This window comes from Magnetococcales bacterium (assembly GCA_015228815.1).
Taxonomy (GTDB): Bacteria; Pseudomonadota; Magnetococcia; order Magnetococcales; family UBA8363; genus UBA8363.
In genome coordinates this window covers 1-18,286 of the sequence record JADGCV010000039.1, presented here as the reverse complement: position 1 = coordinate 18,286, position 18,286 = coordinate 1, and the positions used below count along the sequence as shown (strand labels likewise).

7 protein-coding genes are annotated in these 18,286 nt (G+C 55.7%); 6 read left to right on the top strand and 1 reads right to left on the bottom strand.

All coding sequences use genetic code 11. The features are described 5' to 3' along the window. Window positions 1–173: 173 nt before the first annotated feature. From HQL76_14510 to HQL76_14495, 4 genes are all read left to right on the top strand, one after another. Entirely contained in the window at window positions 174–3,125 is a 2,952-nt protein-coding gene (locus tag HQL76_14510; GenBank protein ID MBF0110378.1) for a 2-oxoglutarate dehydrogenase E1 component, read from the top strand. 52 nt (window positions 3,126–3,177) lie between these two features. Further along, a complete protein-coding gene (odhB, locus tag HQL76_14505; protein ID MBF0110377.1) occupies window positions 3,178–4,407 on the top strand; it encodes a 2-oxoglutarate dehydrogenase complex dihydrolipoyllysine-residue succinyltransferase in 1,230 nt (409 codons plus the stop codon). A 23-nt stretch (window positions 4,408–4,430) separates the two neighbouring features. Further along, window positions 4,431–5,834, top strand: a complete 1,404-nt coding sequence (lpdA, locus tag HQL76_14500; protein ID MBF0110376.1) for a dihydrolipoyl dehydrogenase — start codon at window positions 4,431–4,433, stop codon at window positions 5,832–5,834. Between the two features lie 358 nt (window positions 5,835–6,192). After that, complete coding sequence (locus tag HQL76_14495; protein ID MBF0110375.1) at window positions 6,193–10,938, top strand: cadherin-like domain-containing protein; 4,746 nt, start codon at window positions 6,193–6,195, stop codon at window positions 10,936–10,938. Window positions 10,939–10,968: 30 nt separating this feature from the next. On the opposite strand, the gene HQL76_14490 is transcribed toward HQL76_14495, so the two are convergent. After that, window positions 10,969–11,508: an NUDIX domain-containing protein gene (locus HQL76_14490; protein ID MBF0110374.1), complete on the bottom strand. Its 540-nt coding sequence runs from the start codon at window positions 11,506–11,508 to the stop codon at window positions 10,969–10,971. 490 nt (window positions 11,509–11,998) lie between these two features. Between HQL76_14490 and HQL76_14485 the strand changes: the two genes are divergently transcribed. Then, window positions 11,999–14,824 carry a ShlB/FhaC/HecB family hemolysin secretion/activation protein gene (locus tag HQL76_14485; protein ID MBF0110373.1) on the top strand — a complete coding sequence of 942 codons (2,826 nt, stop codon included), beginning with the start codon at window positions 11,999–12,001 and terminating at the stop codon, window positions 14,822–14,824. A 22-nt stretch (window positions 14,825–14,846) separates the two neighbouring features. Then, the coding region (locus tag HQL76_14480) for a filamentous hemagglutinin N-terminal domain-containing protein (GenBank protein ID MBF0110372.1) at window positions 14,847–18,286 on the top strand (3,440 nt) is incomplete at its 3' end.

The following is an 18,286-nucleotide window of genomic DNA, read 5'->3' as shown; positions in this document are numbered from 1 at the left end:
ACCTTGAATATCGATGCTGGCGAAACACGATGATATAAGCAAGACCGGCGTATCGAGACGGGTGACGCATGACGCCATGGGAAAACATTGGCCTCCCCACCCGTCTCGAACTCCCGATGTCATCAGAAAAAGGGCGTGAAAAAACAACAAGTTTTGTGTTTCAGGTGATACCGATGTCCGATGTGATCGAGTCCTTCCTCACCGGCGCCAACGCCCACTACGTCCTTGAACTGTATGCCCGGTTCCTCCAGGACCCACAATCGGTGGATCCCGCCAGCGCCCGCCTGTTCGCCCGATGGGACGGAGATGGACCCGAGGACATCCTGCGAGAGTTGCACGGGGCAGACTGGAATCGACGGCAGTCGCGAATTCTCGGTCACCCCGGTCCGGACGCCAGAAAGCCGACCCCCGCCACCTCCGATGCCCGATCGGCCCACGATCCCGAGGAAATCCGCAAGGCAACCCTCGATTCGGTTCGCGCGTTGATGCTGATCCGCTCCTACCGCGTCCGCGGCCACCTTCATGCCAGTTTCGATCCCCTGGGGCTGGAAGGCAAAGAAGAGTTTCCCGAACTCAAGCCGGAAACCTACGGGTTCACCGCCCAGGACATGGATCGGCCCATCTTCATCGATTGGGTCCTGGGACGCGAATCGGCCACCATGCGGGAAATCCTCCACATCCTCGAAAAAACCTATTGCAGTTCGGTCGGTGTGGAGTTCATGCACATCCAGGACGCCGACCAGAAAGCCTGGATTCAACGTCACATCGAAAACAACGGCAACCGCACACGCTTTTCCCCCAAGGGAAAAAAAGCGATCCTGGAACGGCTGATCCATGCCGAACAGTTCGAAAAATTCCTGCAAAAGAAATTCACCGGCACCAAACGCTTCGGCCTTGAAGGGGGCGAATCCCTCATTCCCGCCCTGGATCAACTCCTCGAACGCGGCGCCAAACTGGGCATCCGCGAAGTGGTCCTCGGAATGGCCCATCGTGGCCGCCTCAATGTCCTGGCCAACATCATGCAAAAGCCTTACCGCGTGATTTTCCATGAATTTCAGGGGGGATCGGCCAATCCCGAGGATGTCCAGGGTTCGGGTGACGTTCGTTATCATCTGGGCTCGTCGGCGGACCGGATCTTCGACGGTCACCCCGTCCACCTGACCCTCAATCCCAATCCGTCCCATCTGGAACTCGTCAATCCCGTCGTTCTCGGCAAGGTTCGCTCCAAACAAAACCGTCGTGGGCCCCAGGGACGCCGCGAGGTCATGGCAGTTCTGCTCCATGGCGACGCCGCCTTCGCAGGCCAGGGACTCGTCGCCGAAAGCCTCGCCCTCTCGGGACTCGAAGGATACGCGACCGGCGGCACGATCCATCTCATCATCAACAACCAGATCGGATTCACCACCCACCCCTCGGCATCACGCTCCTCCCCCTATCCCTCCGACGTGGGCAAAATGATCCAGGCACCCATTTTCCATGTCAATGGCGATGACCCGGAAGCGGTTGTCCACGCCGTCCGCCTGGCGGTCGAATTTCGCCAGGAGTTCGGTTGGGACGTGATCATCGACATGTTCTGCTACCGCCGGCACGGTCACAACGAAAGTGACGAACCCATGTTCACCCAGCCGATCATGTACCGCACCATCGCCAAACATCGTTCCACCCCCGAACTCTACGCCCGGCAACTCGATCTCGAAGGACAAGACGGCTCGAACATGGCCGCCGCCATCACCACCGAATTCAATGCCCTCCTGGAAGAAGAATTCGCCCTGTCCCAGAACTACAAACCCAACAGGGCCGACTGGCTCGAAGGGGGATGGAAAGGATTGTCCGCCCTGCGTTCCGAGGAAGAATACGAAGAATATCTGACCGATGTTCCCATCGATACCCTCAAGGAAATCGGCCATGCCCTCGCCGCCCATCCCGAAGGATTCGCCATCAACTCCAAGATCGCCCGGCAATTGCGCGGCAAAAAGGAAATGATGGAAACAGGACGAGGGATCGACTGGGCCACCGCCGAGGCACTGGCCTTCGGTTCCCTCCTCCTCGAAGGGGTCGCGGTACGGTTGTCGGGTCAGGATTGCGGTCGGGGAACCTTTTCCCAGCGGCAGTCGGTCCTGGTGGATCAGGAAACCGAAGCCCGCTACCTTCCCCTCAACCACATTCGTCCGGGACAGGCCCTCTATACGGTCCATGATTCCCCTCTGGCCGAGGCCTCGGTTCTGGGTTACGAATACGGCTACGCCTCCGACGATCCCTCGACCCTGGTCCTCTGGGAGGCGCAGTTTGGCGACTTCGCCAACGGCGCCCAGATGATCATCGATCAATTCCTGAGCGCCGGGGAATCCAAATGGCTCAGGCTCAACGGTGTCACGCTGCTCCTCCCCCACGGCTACGAGGGGCAGGGACCGGAACACTCCTCGGGCCGCCCCGAACGGTTCCTGCAACTGTGCGCCGAGGACAATCTCCAGGTATGCAACGTGACCACTCCGGCCAATTATTTCCATGTACTAAGGCGTCAGATTCGCCGCAATTTTCGCAAGCCCCTGGTACTCTTCACCCCGAAATCATTGCTGCGACATCCGGAATGCGTCTCCGGACTCGAAGAGTTCACCAACGGGGCGCGCTTCATGAGGGTACTGCCGGACCCCGATCCGACTGTCCTGGATTCACAAGTCACGCGGGTCATTCTTTGTACCGGCAAGGTCCATTATGACCTTCTGGAAGCACGCAACCAGCGATCCATCAAGGATGTGGCGCTGATCCGGATCGAACAACTCTACCCCTGGCCACGGGATACCCTGTTGGAAACGCTGAAGCGCTTCCCCAACGCCCAGGTGGTCTGGTGCCAGGAGGAACCGGCCAACATGGGGGCCTGGATGTTCGTTCTGCCCCGACTCACCTTTCTGCTCCAGGATCTCAAGCACGGACAAGCACAACCCGGTTATGCCGGACGCCCCGCCGCAGCCTCGCCGGCGACTGGTTTGCACAAAAAACATGTCGCGGAACAATCACTCCTTGTGGAACAGGCCCTGACTTGGACCATCGATGCCCTTCCGGTACCCTTTCGCCGGATCACGGGTCTGTGGTCCATGACGCGCCGCCCTGAAGATCCGGGAACATGACTTTCCTTTCCAACCATTTCCCTCTCCGAGACCTTCATTGACAGGTGGTAACATGGCGATCGACATCAAAGTCCCCCCCCTTGGGGAATCCATCATGGAAGCAACCGTGGTCAAATGGCACAAGTCGGAAGGCGACACTGTGACGGCAGGGGAAATTCTGTGTGAACTCGAAACCGACAAAGTGACCATGGAGGTCCCGGCGCCCGATGGCGGAGTCCTGATCCGGATCGTCGCCCCCGTTGACACCGACATCGCCGTCGGCGGACTCCTGGGTCATCTGGATACCGAGGCAAAACCAGGGACAATCCGAAAAAGTGCCACCGTCATCGACCTGGATGCCACCGCGATCCCCCAGGCTCCGCTCCAAAAACCGCCAAGGACCTCCCCCTCGGTACGCAAGATCCTGGAGGAAAACGACCTCAACCTGGCGCAAATCTCCGCTACCGGCGCCGGAAATCGTCTGACCAAAGGGGATCTTCTGACCTTCATTGGTCAGGGAGGTCAACAACAACCGACAGGTTCACGGGAAACACCCGTGACACAACCAGCCCAAGAACAGAGTTCCCCTCCGGTTGCCGGTCCGCGCGAACAGCGGGTCCGCATGTCACGCCTGCGCCAGCGCATCGCCCAGCGATTGAAAGAGGCGCAAAATACCGCCGCCATGCTGACCACCTTCAACGAAGTCGATATGACCGCCATCATGACCTTGCGGCAGTCCTACCGCGACAGCTTCGAGAAAAAACATGGTGCCCGCCTCGGTTTCATGTCCTTCTTCGTCAAGGGGGCGATCGTGGCGTTGCAGGAGTTTCCCGCCGTCAACGCCGAAATCCAGGGCGACGAGATGGTCTATCGCAACCACTATGACATCGGCATCGCCGTCGGCGGCAGCAACGGACTGGTCGTGCCGGTCCTCCGCGACGCCAATCTGCGCTCCATGGCCGAAATCGAACAACAGATCACCGAATTTGGCCGTCGGGCCCAGGAAGGACGACTGACCCTGGAAGAACTTCAGGGAGGAACCTTCACCATCACCAATGGCGGCATCTTCGGTTCGCTGCTTTCGACCCCCATCCTCAACACCCCCCAGGTCGGCATCCTCGGCATGCACAAGGTGCAGCAACGCCCCGTAGTCCTGCCCGACGGCTCGATCGCGGCACGTCCCATGATGTACCTGGCGCTGACTTATGACCATCGCGTCGTCGATGGCCGCGAGGCGGTATCGTTTCTGGTCCGCATCAAGGAATGCGTCGAGGATCCGAGCCGAATCCTGCTCGGGGCCTGATTTTCTTTCCATGGGAGGTATTCATGTCGGAACCCCTTGATCTGATCGTCATCGGTGCGGGACCGGGCGGATATGTCGCCGCCATTCGCGCCGCGCAACTCGGCCTGAAAACCGTCTGTGTCGAAAAAGAACCGTCCCTGGGCGGCACCTGTCTCAACGTGGGATGCATCCCTTCCAAGGCCCTGCTCCATTCGACCCACCTCCTGGAGATGGCGCAAACGGAGATGGCGTCTCATGGAATTCGCTGTTCCGGGGTCGGAGTGGACATCGATGCCATGATGCAACGCAAAAACCGCATCATCACCCATCTGACCGGGGGCATCGACTTTCTTTTCAAGAAAAACAAGATCACCCGGATTCGTGGCACCGCCACCCTCACCGCCCCCGACACCGTGACGGTTGCCGACGATGCCGGAATCACTCAAACCCTGAAGGGAAAAAATATTCTGATCGCCACGGGATCTGTTCCGGCCTCGATTCCCGGCTTTTCCTTCGATGGACACCATGTTATCGATTCCACCAACGCCCTTTCCCTTTCCGGGGTTCCGGAACGGCTCGCGATCATCGGTGGCGGGGTCATCGGTCTGGAACTGGGGACGGTATGGCGGCGGCTTGGGAGTTCGGTCACCATCATCGAAGCGACCGACAACATCCTCCCGGGAATGGATGGGGAACTGCGGCGCATGGCCTCGCGCATTTTCAAAAAACAGGGACTGCATCTGCGCCCCTCCACCCTTGCCACGGAAATGGCCGTGACCGACCATGCCGTCACCCTGACCTTGAAATCAGGCGAAGGTCCAACGGATACCCTTACCATCGACAAGGTCCTGGTCGCGGTCGGGCGTGTTCCGTCCACCGGATCCCTGGGATTGGATCATCTTGGGATCGCCATGGATCCTCGGGGGTTCATCCGCGTCGATAACCACTACCGGACCAACATTCCCGGAATTCTCGCCATCGGCGATGTCATCGGTGGGCCAATGCTGGCACACAAGGCAGAGGAAGAGGGAATCGTTGCCGTCGAACGTCTGACGGGACAGGGAGGACAGGTTCATCGGGAACGGATTCCCGGAGTGGTCTATACCAATCCCGAAATCGCGACGGTCGGCCCGACCGAAGAATCCCTGAAACACACTGGGGTGGATTATCGGGTAGGCCGGTTTCCTTTCTCTGCCAACTCCCGGGCCCGATCAATGGACCAGACCGATGGCTTTGTCAAGATCCTGGCCGACCCCGTGTCCGATCGCATTCTGGCGGCCCACATCATCGGTCCTCAGGCAGGCGATCTGATCGCCGAGGCGGTTCTGGCGATGGAAAGCGACCTGGCCGCCGAAGACCTCGCCCGCACCTGCCATTCCCATCCATCCCTGTCCGAGACGGTCCGGGAAGCGGCGCTGGCGGTCGATGGCCGGGCCCTGCACATGTAACATTAGGGTTTTTCCGCTTCCCCCTTCCTGACAACACGATCGATTCCCTCCTGGTCGATTCAACTTTGCCACGTCCGGCCCCATGGGGTCGGACATTTTTTCGATTGACACATCATTCCAACTTTGTCGGTCGCCTGTCCTGAAAAATAGAAGGCGCGCCCTTACCTTCGATAACAACTCATATATATTTCCCTTATTTATTGGACATATCCACGAATCCTTCATTTTCGGGGTGATCGCTCTTTTATGATGAATTCTCGTTTATGCGGATGTATAGTGACAGTAGGGTCCGATTGAAGTTTACCGGAATCCGAACGGAAGTTTGCACGACCCGCCCACTGTGTCATGGAGAAAATCGATGGCTGAGGAACCAATCACCACGGGCCAGGAAAACCTGGAGACTCCTGATTTCAACGAAGATCGGCAAAATCTGGACGACATGACCGTCCTCCAGAATGTCCAGAGTCAGGATCTGAATGCCGAAGAGGGAAACCTGTCCTCGCAAAGCCCGGGAAGGGAACCCAACAATGCCTCCATGTCCCAGGCGGGCGGAAATCAGGGAACAGTGGATGAAGATTTCACCGATGCCATCTCGGTTCATCTGGGCGCCATGGGCGATGAACGTCTCCGCGAAAACCTGGTGACGCGCACATCGGGTCCTTCCGAGGAACGTCTTGAAACCAACGCCGAAAGTGCGCAACCGGTTCCAAATCCGGAAGCAGGATCCGCTGCGGATGCCCGAACCGGGGAAGCACCGCTGTTCGAAGGGGAAGGGACTCCAGTGACCACGATCACTGGAGAGGCCACAACCGCACCTGGAGATCCCGAACCCCGGCAACCGGAAGAAACGGAAACGGCGACTCAATCCGAATCAACGGAACCGGAAGGAGATCCAATCGATTTTCAAGGGAGTGGACTTCCGAATACCGCAAGCGCCCCCACCCCCGAGGCACCCCCGGTCATCACCGGCGAGACGGAAAGCCAACCTGCGGCAACCGAAGCCGCTCCGGTGGAAGAAGCGAAACCAGGATTGGATGGAAATGAACCACCCCAGCCCATCATTGCTGCCCCGGTAGAAGAAATCCCCGTGGTTCAGGAAGCCCCCGTGGTTCAGGAAGCGACCCCGGAACCCCCCGTGGAACCTCTGGTGGCGCCGACGTTGCAAACTGCGGATTCTGCGGGCATCGAAGACCAGGCCATAGCGCTTGATCTTTCTGCGGCGATTGTGGATGCCGACGGTTCCGAATCCCTCGCCATCACTGTTTCGGGAATTCCCGACGGCGCGGTTCTTTCCGCCGGGACTGATCTGGGCAATGGTTCCTGGAGCCTGACGCCCGATCAATTGGAGGGGCTCACCATCACCCCGCCCGATGATTCCGACGTCGATTTCACCTTGAACGTCACCGCCACCAGCACCGATGGCAGCGATACGGCGACAACCTCCGGAACCATCCTTGTCTCGGTCGATCCCGATGCCGACGCCCCGACCCTGGTCCTGAATGATGCCTCGGGCACCGAGGATCAACCCATCGCCCTGGATCTCAGTGCCGCATTGACCGATACCGACGGTTCCGAATCTCTTGCCATCACCATTTCGGGCATTCCCGACGGTGTCGAACTTTCCGCCGGCATCGACAATGGTGATGGATCCTGGTCCTTGAGTGTCTCCGACCTCGAACATCTCACCCTGACCCCGGCTCCGGGTTCGGATGCCGATTTCACTCTGACCGTCACCGCCACCAGTACCGATGGCGCCGATACCAGCACAACCCTGGGGACACTCCAGGTCCAGGTCGCAGCCGATGCCGATGCCCCGGTCCTGGTCCTGAATCCCGCCACCGGCAATGAGGACCAGCCCATTGCCCTTGATCTTTCGGCAACCCTGGGTGATCTGGATGGCTCGGAGACCCTGGCCATCACCCTGTCCGGAATTCCGAATGGAGCCAACCTTTCGGCCGGCATCGACAACGGAGACGGCACCTGGACCCTGAGCGCCCAGGATCTTGACGGACTGACCTTGACCCCGGCAGCCGATTCGGATACCGATTTCGATCTGTCCATCACCGCCATCGCCACCGAAGGAAGCAATGGTGACACGGCCTCGGTCAGCGGCACCCTTCATGTTACCGTCGATGCCGTCGCCGACGACATCGATCTGACCGCCGCCAATGCTTCCGGCAGTGAAGATACCGCCATTCCCCTGGATATTCAGATCGGCCTGAATGATATCGATGGCTCCGAAAGCCTGTCGGGAAACATCATCATTACCGGTGTCCCCGATGGTGCCAGCCTGAACATCGGAGTTGCGGGGGCAGGCAATACCTGGATCATTTCCCAGGAACACCTGAGCGTCACGGCCACCAATGCAACGGGAGACCCGATTTCCTGGTCCATTCCCGGATTGACGGTCACGCCACCCGCCAACGATGCGACCGACTTCTCCCTGGGAATCCAGGTTGGCACCATCGACGGTAACCAGGATTCACGTCTCTTCACCGATGCCCTGGATGTCACCGTCAACAGCTCGGTCGATGAGGCCGTTCTGACACTCGACGATGCGACGGGATCCGAAGATACCCCCATTGCCCTGGACATCGATCTGGCCCTCAACGATACCGATGGATCGGAGTCCCTCTCCGGCAACATCATCCTGACCCAGATTCCCGACGGAGCCATTTTGAATATCGGCAGCGCCGGAGCCGAGGCGGGTACGTGGGAAATTCCGCAGTCGGCCCTTGCAGCAACCGCCACCAACGCTGCGGGAACTCCCATCGCCTGGTCGATTCCCGGCTTGACGATCACGCCACCCGCCGATTCCAATGCCGATTTTTCCGTGGGCATTCGTGTTTCCACCACGGAAAATGGCGAACTGGTCACCACCGAAGGGAGCTTCCAGGTCAATGTCACCGGCGTTGCCGATGCCCCCGAACTGACCGCATCCATCGGACTGGCCTCCATCGTCGTCGAAGCGGACGCGCAAGGGGCCGACCAGGAAGTATACCGGGCGCCGCTGACCATCGAATCAGCGCTCACGGACCTGGATGGTTCGGAAAGCCTTTCCCTGACCCTTCAGGGACTGCCGGCGGAGGCGGAACTTTCAGCGGGGACACGCAATGCGGATGGATCCTGGAGTCTGACAACCGCCGATCTGAACGGTCTGACCGTCACCGTCCCCAAGGATACGGGAGATCCGACCTTCGACCTCACCGTCACGGCCACAACGACCGAAAACGATGGTGACAGCGAATCGGTTCAAGCAGCCGTGGCCGTCGATTTCACCGATGATTTCGATCCCAATGCCCAGGACGATACCGGTTCGACGCAATCCGGAACCCCGGTCACGATTAACGTCCTGGCCAACGACACGAGTCCCACGGGAGAAGCGCTGTCCATTCAGAACGTTTCCGGGGCGCAGCACGGAACCGTGGCCATCGTGAACGGTCAGGTGGTCTATACCCCCGAGGAAGGGTTCACCGGCGTGGAAAACTTGACCTATACGGTCACCGACCCGAATGGCAATACCGATACCGGATCTGTGGTCATCAGCGTCGGAACGACGATCAACGTTCAGGAAGTTCTCGAAGGTGGAAACACCTGGCCCGGAGCCACTTCGACCGCCGATAAAACCACGATCAGCACCAGCGATGGCGTCGCCGACACGGTCAATGCCGATCTTTATCCCCAGGGAGGGACCATCACCCTGACCATCACCGCCCAGGCGCCGGCAGGGAGTCTCCCCGATGCCCTGGATGTCTACCTGCTCCAGGATCTGACCGGGTCCTACAAGGATGACATCGCGACGATCCGTGGCACTCAAGGTTCGAGCAATGACGCCAGTGACCTCGGCATTCTCGACAACCTGGTCCAGGGGGTCAACGATCTGGTACCCGACACCAAATTTGGTCTCGGCTACTTCAAGGATCCTGTCAAAGGCGCCGACAGTTCGGGACAGGACGGACTGATTCATGACCTTAATCTACAGGCGGATTCGACCGGGTCCTATCTGGACGGGACCACCTCCGGCCATGGTTATGACAGCTATTCGGCGAATGGCGGCCAGGGTGGCAACCCCAACGAAGACCAGATCACTGCCCTGAACGATGTTGCCATCGCCGCGATCAACAACCAATATGGTTTTCGAGCGGGGGTGCCCAAAGTGGTGATCGTGGCGACCGACGCCCCCTCCGATACGACCGCCGCGGAAATCGCCCAATGCGCTGCCAATCTGGAGGCTGCCAACATCATCCCCATCTTTCTCGTCGCCGATGGTTGGGCCGACCTGGATGAATTGGGATTCTACGATGACATTGTCTCGCAACTGGGGCGTGGCGCGACGGTCGAATTAAGCCTGACCTCCGACAACCTGGTCGAGGCGGTACGGGCGGGAATTCAGGAGGCGGTCGGCAACATTCAGCTCAACATCGAAGGCGATGAGTACGGCTATGCCCAGGTCGTCGATCACAGCGCCACTGGCGACGGCCTGCATACCTGGACCGTGGAACTGGATGCCGCCCTCAACGAAAGTCACGCCGCCGACTCGCTGCAACTGACCGTCACCGATGCCGATGGCAACGCCCTGGGAACAACCACCACGGTCAATGTCACGCCGGAGATCGATTTTTCCGGTACCAACTATGACGACCGCCTCACCGGACACGAGGGCGACAATGAAATCGAGGGGGGATCCGGCGATGATGTGCTTTCGGGATTGGGTGGTGACGATCTTCTGAATGCGGGAGCCGGAGACGATACCGTCTCGGGCGGCGAAGGAAACGACACGCTGGATGGCGGGGCCGGGAATGACGTGATGGACGGTGGCGAAGGAAACGACCTGTTCATCTTCGGTACCGGTTCGGGACACGATACCGTCTCCGGGGGCCTTGAAGAAGGGTGGATCGACAGCATTGAATTGCAGGGATTCCAGGATGGACCGTCGGGCAATCTGGCCGACATCGGTGACTGGACCCTGGATACCGATGCCGCCTATACCATCGACATGGACAACCATACCATCGATTTCACCCAGGACGACGCATCGGGAACCATACAACTGTTCGACGGCAGTCAGATCGATTTTACCGACATCGATCAGATTCGCTGGTAGGGACGGATCAATCCCCAGCCGACACCAGATTCAAATCTTCGAAGGTTTTTCCTCCAGAGTGCGACCGGGAAGGGCGCCGTCCCTTCCCGGGGTCAACCCGATCATCTTCAGCCAATCGGCAACGGCAAGGCCGGTTCCAAACGGCCAGGCCTTCATTTTATTCCTGGGAATGATCTTGAAGGCGTCAAGCTCCTCATTGAGGATGATGTCTCCCTCGGCGACAAGATGATAGGCGAGCAACACCTGGTTTGAACGGGCAAAGGGATAGACCCCGATCAAGGTGGGTTGTCGCGGCGTCAAACCCAATTCTTCCCGGGTTTCGCGACAGGCGGTCGCAGCCGGATCTTCCCCCGCTTCGAGAAACCCGGTGATGATGGAAAATTTCCCGGGCGCCCAGGAGACATGATGGGCCAGCACCACCCCCTCCGTCGTCTCGACGATGACTGCCACCACCGGCACCGGATTGTTCCAGAACACAAACCCACACGCCCCATCGGGACACACCCGTCGCTCACGCCGATCCACGGTGCGCATGATCGTTTCCCTTCCACATTGCGGACAATAGCGCATGCTGCAACTCCAGACAGGGCAGAAGTGACCAGGAGCGACCATCCTCCTGGCGTCGAATTTCCGTGGCCATGATACCCCCATCATCAGGAAAAGTCGAAATCCACGGGACATGCATCAAACAGAATCGAAGGCATCAACCCACCCGAACGGCATTTCCTCCACCGTGATCAAACAGTCATCGCCCGTCCCAAATCCTGCTCTTCCCTGAACAGCATGTGGCATATCTGTCAATCAATCGCCAAGAACATTTCAGTCATGTTATTGAATTTACTAATAATTTCTTTATGGAAATGCAACGGAAACATGAATATATCAAGTTTCAATAATAATGAACCATGTCAATAAAATTTTCCTTTGACATTATGATTGCGATGCTAGTATATTTTTAATGATTATTGGAAATACTTTCATAATCATGTTGACCAATATCGTTGTACATGATTGATCCATCATTTATCAATATCATTCAATTTTTCTCAAGGAAACAACCATGTTAATTGGCTTAAGAATATCAACCCTGCTTATTATCGTTCATATTTTTCTTCTTGTTCATCCTGGACTATTCAATAGTGCGCATGCAAACGATGGCGGGCGCTTTGCCAGCTCATCTAAAACGACGAGTACCACTAGAGAAATACCAGAAGAAGCTGAATTGTTTGCCGACGATAGCAGGCTTCGTGAGGTAAATATAAAATTTTGTGGGATAGAAATTAGTGGTTACACTGGAACGGCTGTCAAAAGATTGCCAAAGAAAAATCTTGAAATGTTGTTTGGTAAACATTTCAATGATTCCTCAAAATTACAACCTGAAAAAAAATGCCTGGCGACACAAAATAATAAAGAAACACTAAACCTTATTTCAGATGATGGAAATGTGCGATCGGTGCAACTATCATCTGTTATCGATTTTGTAAAATGTATAACAATGATACTTCGAAACGAACAAGATCCAAAGAAGGATAAATGTGTTTTTAACAATGAAGCCCTCGATCATCGTTCCGGCCAAAGCGACCAAACCAGTCGGGAAGCCAAAAAAAATTCTGAATCATCCCAATCAGATACGCACCTAGGCGGTCATGGTCATTCATCTGGTAGCCGAAACGACGATCAAGTCCACAATGAAGATAAAAAGTCAATATTTTTTGACTTTTTTTTCTCAAATAAAGATGCAAACAATTACTTTCTATCAAGAATGTCTTTTCTTCCCAATAGTCTGGACATAATAGATACGAACGACAATGGTACACAAAAATTTGCAGATAACAATGCCAAGCCTGTTAAGGTACATCTTGTTATCGGAAAAGTAGGAGATATAGAAATAAGCAGCAGTAGTTCAAATAAAGAAGAAAGGGCATCTCTTGTCAAGACAGTTATTGATTCATTCAACCAAGTTTCAACTTCAGACATATCTATAGATAACCCGGAAATAGTAACAAGGCTCGCGATCCAATTGATCATCAAATTCTTAACGGAAAATGAACGAACCGATCAATTCGTTAAAATTATTTTTGAAAACGTCATGAACATGGAGCCAGGCAATGACAATTTTAAAGAACTTATTAATATGTATGAGGAAAATAGATTTAATAGTGATACGATAAGGCAAGCACACTTTATCGAATTAATCAATAGACTCGTTACTAAAGATAATCATGCGGCAATAAAAAGAATCCTGGAGTCAATGAAAAAGAATAATATCCAAGTTGGTGACGATGTAATTCGAGCTAACAGTCATCTTGAAATGATTGCGAATAATAAACAAAATAAAAGAAATGAACCATATAAATGCTATACTGCATCAAATAATAGAAAGATTGAAGAAAAAATATGTGAAGTACTGCGACCATTGAGAGAAGAAAATCCACTATCACGTCTGACCCTGGATCGCACATTATCGATGGCCAACAAACTGCCAGGAATCGATGTAGAGGCTGTCCTTACACCTCCTCTGAAAGATGGCAAGCCAAACACTGGAAACACCACCGAAATGACCGTCAATTGGAAACTGAGACGAATTGAATGGACCACCGGCGCGGATAATTCCGGCAGTGAGGCGATGGGGCCTGTCATCGGATGGAATCGCCTTGATGTCAATTATGTTGCAACTCCAGGAGATCAACTCTCCTGGATGTTTGCCGGGATCCCTGATGAAGAGCTTTCATACAACAAACTCGGCTACTTGTTTCCGATCGGACATGCCGGCTATTACAGTCGGATCGGGGTATCCACGGATAATGCAAATCTTGGAGGAACATTCCGCCCATTGGATGTCATCGTCGATGATCACCAGGAAGAAATTGCGTTTGGATTGAACATACCACGCGATCGATACAGTCAAATGAAAATTGAAACGGGATTGCATTTTACAAATGTGGATTCAATGCTTGGCGGACGCATTTTTGCTCATGATGAAGTAGCAAGGGCATTCCTCGGTGGATCCTTCGATCGTCAACGAAATATCATTGAACTCCAGGATGAAGACAATGCTCTTCCCGGAACCTATAATCTTGGAATCCGAACGGAAATTTCTCATGGCCTCAGATTGCATGGAATGTACAGTGAGGACAGGTCCGCCATGACATCGAGGCCTGAAGCCGGACCTGATTTTACAAAGATCAACTTTGAAGTAAACTTGTTGCGCGAGTTTAGCAAAAGCTTTAGTGATAAAAATACAAGAAAACTTTGGCCATCGATAGTAAATTTTCTTACCCAAAAAAGTACCAACAGATTTTATATTGCCGCAGATTCCATTGCACAATACGCAACACAGCCACTTCTATCATCTGAAGAAGTGGCTTATGGCGGACGAATGTTTGCATCGGCCTATGAGACAGGAAAAATATCAGGAGACAGTGGCATCGCCCTGAGGGGAAAATTCGGATGGAAAGTTCTTCTCGCATTGGAGAACCGATCCCCATACACAATGTGCAATCCGTTACTGATGCAATGCAATGCAGAAAATGACCCAGAGTTCGCATCTCATCTGATGCATCGTTTCCAGCTCGAACCATTTGCCTTCACCGAATACGCGCAAACCTGGAACAGAGACCTGGAAAGCCAACGGCTTGGAACCGAAAACGAATATCTTCTTTCGGGCGGTAGCGGATTGGGTGTGTCCTGGCAACCCGATCAAAAACCAAGATACGAAAAATGTAAGGAAAGAGATAAAGATTGCTCCCCCATTCTGCCTATTGAACAAATTTCATCGCAACTGTCCCTGGCGTGGCCATTGAACGATTCCATGGCCGATCCGGACTCGGACAGGCCCGAGTTTCGATGGAGTTTTGCGCTCCAGTTTTTTGTCCCGGATTTTTGATTTCCGAAAAAAGGACATAAACATGTTCACATTGCCATGCCGCATGAAGAATCCTGGACAAAGACCGGATCGATTGTCCGCAGGATCGAAAAAAAGCGTCTTGCGGAACCTGGTCTTTCTTTCTGGACTCGGACTTGGTTACGGGATCATGGCAACCTGCCATGCCCTACCTACGGGAGGAGAAACCGTCTCGGGCAACGTGAACATTCAGCAGTCCCCATCGACAATGAATATTGACCAGGCCAGCGAGCGCGCCCTTGTCGATTGGAAATCATTCGACATCGGCACCAATGAAAAGGTCATCGTCACCCAACCATCGACCGGTTCCATCCTGGTCAACCGAGTCCTTGGTTCCGATTTTTCCTCCATCAGCGGTTTATTGAGTTCCAACGGCCATCTGGTCCTGATCAATCCTCATGGAATTCTTTTTCATGAGGGAGCCACCGTCAATGTCGGTGGCTTGACCGCGACCACACGCTGGCTGAGCGATGATAATTTTCATTCGGGAAACTGGTCGTTCAATGCCCTGTCCAACGAAGACACGGGCAAAGTCGTCAATCGTGGCGTCATTTCCATTTCCCCCGGCGGTTCGGCAGTCCTTGCCGCATCCCATGTGGAAAATTCCGGTCTGATCCAGGCCAGGTTGGGGCGCGTCGCCCTGGCGGCGGGAGAAGCCTTCACCCTGAATTTCGCCGGAGATCCACTGGTCCGTTTTGCCCCGGATCCCTCGTCGAAGGTGGGAAAGGCCGTGAAGGTACTCAACAATGGCACCATTCAGGCCGACGGCGGCAGTGTATTGTTGACCGCCGATGCCGCCAGCTCGGTCGTCGATTCGGTGGTGAGCATGGGGGGACACATCGAAGCGCGCATGGTCCAGTTCAAGGAAGGGAAAGTCATTTTTCATGCCGGTGGGGGAATGGCGGATGTCAACGGTACGGTTGACGTCTCCGGGGAAAACGATGGAGAGAAGGGTGGAAGCATCGACGTTGTTGGCGACAAGGTCCGGCTCAGGGACTCCACCCATCTGATGGCCTCGGGCAACACCGGCGGTGGTCAGGTTCGCATCGGCGGTGACCGGGGTGGAAACAACCCAGCCATTGTCAATGCCAGCCAGACCATCATCGACAAGGGAGCGAAGATCAGCGCCGACGCCCGTCAATCGGGAAACGGTGGTCGCGTGACCGTATGGTCGGAACAAAGGACCGCCTTTCGCGGGGATATTTCCGCACGCGGCGGCAAGACCTCAGGCAACGGCGGTTCCGTCGAAACCTCCAGCCGGAAGCATCTTGATTTCACCGGAACGGTGGATACCCGCGCTCCCAAAGGGACAACGGGGCCATTATCGCTCGACCCGACCGACATCACCGTGGCCACCGCTGGGGCCAATGCAAACACCTCCGAGGTCGATCAGTTTGGCGATGCCGATGTCGGTGGCGCATCGATCATCGCCCCGGCCACGCTCAGCGGCGCAAACGCCAATATCATCCTTCAGGCGTCGAACGACATCATCTTCAATGATGCCGTCACCCTCAATTCCGGTTACTCCCTGACCGCCCAGGCGGGCAGGCACATCACCGTCAATAACGGCCTGACCACCACCAATGCCGCCATCCATCTTGAAGCCGATTCTCCCCATTCAACCTCCGGGGCGGCGGATGGTACGGGAACCTTGACCATCGCCGCCACGCCCGGTTCCCTGACCACCAATGGCGGGTCCGTCACCCTGATCGGGGCCGACTTTTCCATCAGTGGCGCCATTTCCTCCGGCAGCGGCACTATTTCCATCGGCCCGTCACGCAGCGGAACAAATGGAAACCTTACCATCGGCAGTGGCGCCCTGTCGCTGGCGGAACTGCAAAAAATCACCTCTACCGGTACGGTAACGGTCGGGAAGGCAACAACCCGGGGAACCGATGGCAGTGGCACATCGTCCAGTTCCATTCAAAGTCACACCATCACCACCGACGCCAATCTCAGCCTTGGCAGCCAGACCTTCGGTCTCAAGATGGATCCAAGTACCGGCATCAATCTTGGATCCGACTTCACGCTGAACAACACCCATCTTGAATTGACCGCGGCAACCACGTTGACCAACGGCGTCACTGTAACAAGCGGTGGCGGAAACATTACCTTTGGCGGCACGATCGACGCAACCACCAGTGAAGGTCAAAGTCTGACACTCAACGCCGGAACCGGTGACATCACCCTTTCCGGCAATGTCGGCACCACTGTGCGCACCGGGTACCTGACCATCGGCAATGCCCGAAATGTGACCGCAGCCGGTTTGACCGTCGGCGGAATCACACATACCTCCGGAACCGGAACCACCCAGATCAGTGGCGCCGTTGACGCCAGCAACACGGTCAACATCACGTCCAATGGTGGACTCACGCTCGGCTCCACCCTGAAAATTGGCGGAAACAGTGCGTTGAAAACCGACGGCGGTAACGGCAACATGGTGTTCAATGGAACCATCAACGGCGCCAACGACAGCACCCAGAACCTCACTCTGACTGCCGGCACGGGAAACCTGACCATCAACGGCGCCATCGGGAATACGACCCGTCTCGGCGATGTCACCATCGAAACCGCCGGCACCGTGCAAACATCGGGAATCAAGGCCAAATCAATCACGCAAAGCCACGGATCCGGAACGGTGACATTCAACGGCGTCATCGATTCCAGCACCACCCTGTCGGTGACCGCCAACGGAGGAATCACCTTCGGTTCGGCACTGACCATGAACAACCATTTCACCCTGGTCACCAACGAAACAGGAAGCGGGGGTGACATTCAATTCAACAGCACCATCGATGGCAATAAAAACCTCACCCTGACCGCCGGTTCGAACGGAAACATCACCTTTGCCGCAGCGGTCGGGGGCAATACCCGACTCGGTACCCTGACCATCAACAGCGCAAAAAATACGTCGGTCAATGGCACCATGACCCTGGACACATTGACACAATTAGCCGGCTCGGGGACGACCACATTCTCGGATACCGTCACCGTCCATGGAACCAGCGGTCTTTCCCTGACCGGAACCAACTTTGTCATCAACGGCAATGTAGATACGCGAACGGCTGCGGCCAATGGACCGATGACCCTGACCAACTCCGGCGTATCGAGCATCGCCGCCAACAAGACCATCGATCTGGACGGTTCGTTCACCCAAAACGGCGCCGGGTCCCTCTCCATCGGCGGCAACATCACCACCACCAACGATACCATCTCTTTCGCCAAGGCGATCACCCTGACAGCAAACACCCTGCTTTCCACGGGAAGCGGCGCGGGTACCATCACCTTCGGCACCACCCTCGATGGCACCTCGGGCAGCGAAACCCTGGGATTGACCGCAGGCACAGGCAACATCCTTTTCACCGGAGCGGTCGGCTCGACCAAATCACTGGGCGCCATCACCATCGTCAGCGCCGCCGATGTCACCACCAGTTCCACCTTGAA

Bases quoted from the DNA above. Each gene is read 5' to 3' on its own strand.
- lpdA (MBF0110376.1), top strand. From the start codon at position 4,431: ATGTCGGAACCCCTTGATCTGATCGTCATCGGTGCGGGACCGGGCGGA.
- odhB (MBF0110377.1), top strand. From the start codon at position 3,178: ATGGCGATCGACATCAAAGTCCCCCCCCTTGGGGAATCCATCATGGAA.
- HQL76_14490 (MBF0110374.1), bottom strand. From the start codon at position 11,508: ATGCGCTATTGTCCGCAATGTGGAAGGGAAACGATCATGCGCACCGTG.
- HQL76_14510 (MBF0110378.1), top strand. From the start codon at position 174: ATGTCCGATGTGATCGAGTCCTTCCTCACCGGCGCCAACGCCCACTAC.
- HQL76_14495 (MBF0110375.1), top strand. From the start codon at position 6,193: ATGGCTGAGGAACCAATCACCACGGGCCAGGAAAACCTGGAGACTCCT.
- HQL76_14485 (MBF0110373.1), top strand. From the start codon at position 11,999: ATGTTAATTGGCTTAAGAATATCAACCCTGCTTATTATCGTTCATATT.